Genomic DNA, 2,064 nt, shown 5'->3' with positions numbered 1-2,064 from the left:
GTTCATCGCTGAAACTGCTTAACCTTCTGGATCGTAAGGGGCTTGATACCTTGATGTGATACATAAGGCCCGCAGAAATAGAATGTTCCCTTATCCACCTTATCCACTGCCTACTTGACTCTACACATTGCAAGGTGTAGATTTTTGTGTGAAAGGAGGCCGCATGGCGACCAATCTGGCGATTGACGACAAGTTGATTGAAGAGGCCCGCCGTCTGGGGAAACATAAAACCAAAAAGGCGGTGGTAACGGAAGCGTTGGAGGAGTATATCCAGCGGCACAAGCAGGCGCAGATTCTGGATCTGTTCCACAGGGTCGATTTCGATCCGGACTATGACTACAAGGAACAGCGGAAGCGATCATGAAGGTTCTGGTAGATACCTGTGTATGGTCCTTGGCACTGCGCCGCAATTCGCCTATGGAAAGTCCGTACGTCGTGGAGTTGCGTGATCTGATCACGGAATTCCGGGTTCAGATGATGGGTCCGGTCCGCCAGGAACTGCTCTCCGGTGTGCGTTCCCCGTCGCAGTTCAAGACGCTGCGGGGTCGTTTTCGGGCGTTTCCCGATCTGGAACTGGTTTCTGCGGATTTCGAATTGGCCGCCGAATTTTTTAATACCTGCCGAGGCCATGGGGTTCAGGGATCGAATACGGATTTTTTGATCTGCGCCGCCGCTGAGCGCCGCAAACTGCCTATTTTGACCACCGATGGCGATTTTTTGCTGTTCCAGAAATACATCCCCGTCGTTCTTCATCCGCCGCGCATTTGAGATGTGCAGAACCGGCAGGTCGCGTCCCGCCGGACGCCGCACTTTTTGTCCAAGCGGCCACAAAAAAGTGTGCAAAAAAGGCTCTCCTGCGGAGGGCATGGCGTTCGCGAAGGCATGTTCAGCGGGACGCCCTTTATATTTTCACATTTGTCTAACCCAGGAGACTTCGAGGGGATGTTTCTTGTGCTCACCGACAGCGGCGGCCTGCAGGAAGAAACCACCGTCCTCGGCGTCCCGTGCATCACCCTGCGCCATACCACCGAACGCCCCATCACCTGCCAGGAAAGCACCCACATCCTGGTCGGCAATCACAAGGAAAAAATCCTGGCGGCGGCTCAAACCATCCTGAACCGGCCGGGCCGGGCCGGGCGGATCCCGGAAAAGTGGGATGGGCATGCGGCAAAGCGGATTGTGGAAGTTCTCTGCGCTCTCAGTGCGCTCCGTGGTGAGGCTATCGAAAAAGGATTTGACTCGAATTGAAAGGGAGTGCGAAAGTTAGAAGGGAATGAATTCTAGCGGTAAATTCTCGTCAATGAGGAGAAAAATCATGCCGACTGCCAAGGAATTGGTTCAGGAAATTGAAAAACTCTCCCCCGTAGAGCGTGTTCGGCTGATCGATCAGGTCGTTCGTGACACCATAAAACCTGACGTTGAAATCGAGAATATCTGGGTCAAAGAGGCGGAAGCGCGCTGGGAAGCCTTTGAGCGTGGAACAATCGTTGCAGTGCCTTATGAATCCGTGATGGCCAAATATCATAAATAGCGATGAAAATAGTTTTTCTGCTTCCGGCCCAAGCCGAACTGGATGATGCATTCTCCTGGTATGAAGAGCAAGCTGTCGGGCTTGGCTATGAGCTTCTTGATGAAATTGACCAAGCTCTGCGGTTGGTTGTTTCCTTTCCGGAGTTACAGCCCCAAATGGTCCATAAGGTCAGGCGCTGCCTGGTCAACCGATTTCCCTATGGCATTTACTACGGTCTAAGTGAGGATACCATCGTCGTGGTTGCCGTAGCTCACCTGAAGCGAAAACCCACATACTGGATAGATAGGATGATGAAGTAGACCTGACTCCCATCTGTTGGAGCGCTGGATATTCAAGACGATCCAAGACCGCGGGTCGCGTCCCGCCGGACGCCGCACTTTTTGTCCAAGCGGCCACAAAAAAGTGCGCAAAAAAGGCCTTTCTCCTGCGGAGGGCATGGCATTCGCGAGGGGCGGCGGGTTTTATTGCCAGGTCCACAACTTACCTGGCAGCGTCTTCGATCGACCGAGAGGCAACGGCCCCAGCTGAACAAG

4 protein-coding genes and 1 pseudogene are annotated in these 2,064 nt (G+C 53.4%); all 5 read left to right on the top strand.

The window, feature by feature from the left end; translation table 11 throughout:
* Nucleotides 1-163: 163 nt before the first annotated feature.
* The 5 genes and pseudogenes from JQN68_RS14460 (at nt 164) to JQN68_RS14440 (ending at nt 1,830) form a co-directional block, all read left to right on the top strand.
* Nucleotides 164-364, top strand: coding sequence for a type II toxin-antitoxin system VapB family antitoxin (locus JQN68_RS14460; RefSeq protein WP_225073912.1), 201 nt, complete (start codon nt 164-166; stop codon nt 362-364).
* The gene (locus JQN68_RS14455; RefSeq protein ID WP_225073913.1) at nt 361-768 is read left to right on the top strand and encodes a PIN domain-containing protein; all 408 of its coding nucleotides are present in this window, start codon (nt 361-363) and stop codon (nt 766-768) included. Before JQN68_RS14460 ends, JQN68_RS14455 begins: the two co-directional genes overlap by 4 nt.
* Nucleotides 769-948: 180 nt before the next feature.
* Nucleotides 949-1,248 (top strand): annotated as a pseudogene (locus JQN68_RS14450) (UDP-N-acetylglucosamine 2-epimerase); the annotation flags it as partial.
* A 67-nt stretch (nt 1,249-1,315) separates the two neighbouring features.
* A complete protein-coding gene (locus tag JQN68_RS14445; RefSeq protein ID WP_225073915.1) occupies nt 1,316-1,531 on the top strand; it encodes an addiction module protein in 216 nt (71 codons plus the stop codon).
* A gap of 2 nt (nt 1,532-1,533) precedes the next feature.
* A complete protein-coding gene (locus JQN68_RS14440) occupies nt 1,534-1,830 on the top strand; it encodes a type II toxin-antitoxin system RelE/ParE family toxin (RefSeq protein WP_225073916.1) in 297 nt (98 codons plus the stop codon).
* The last annotated feature ends 234 nt before the right edge of the window (nt 1,831-2,064 follow it).

It is taken from the genome of Desulfuromonas sp. CSMB_57 (genome assembly GCF_020194955.2).
Classification (GTDB): domain Bacteria; phylum Desulfobacterota; class Desulfuromonadia; order Desulfuromonadales; family Syntrophotaleaceae; genus JAFCIY02.
Note: the sequence above shows the minus strand (reverse complement) of the source record. Positions and strands in the feature narration are given on the sequence as shown.

What these genes read in the sequence shown, in the direction of transcription:
- JQN68_RS14460 (WP_225073912.1), top strand. Translation starts at nt 164, where the DNA reads ATGGCGACCAATCTGGCGATTGACGACAAGTTGATTGAAGAGGCCCGC.
- JQN68_RS14455 (WP_225073913.1), top strand. Translation starts at nt 361, where the DNA reads ATGAAGGTTCTGGTAGATACCTGTGTATGGTCCTTGGCACTGCGCCGC.
- JQN68_RS14445 (WP_225073915.1), top strand. Translation starts at nt 1,316, where the DNA reads ATGCCGACTGCCAAGGAATTGGTTCAGGAAATTGAAAAACTCTCCCCC.
- JQN68_RS14440 (WP_225073916.1), top strand. Translation starts at nt 1,534, where the DNA reads ATGAAAATAGTTTTTCTGCTTCCGGCCCAAGCCGAACTGGATGATGCA.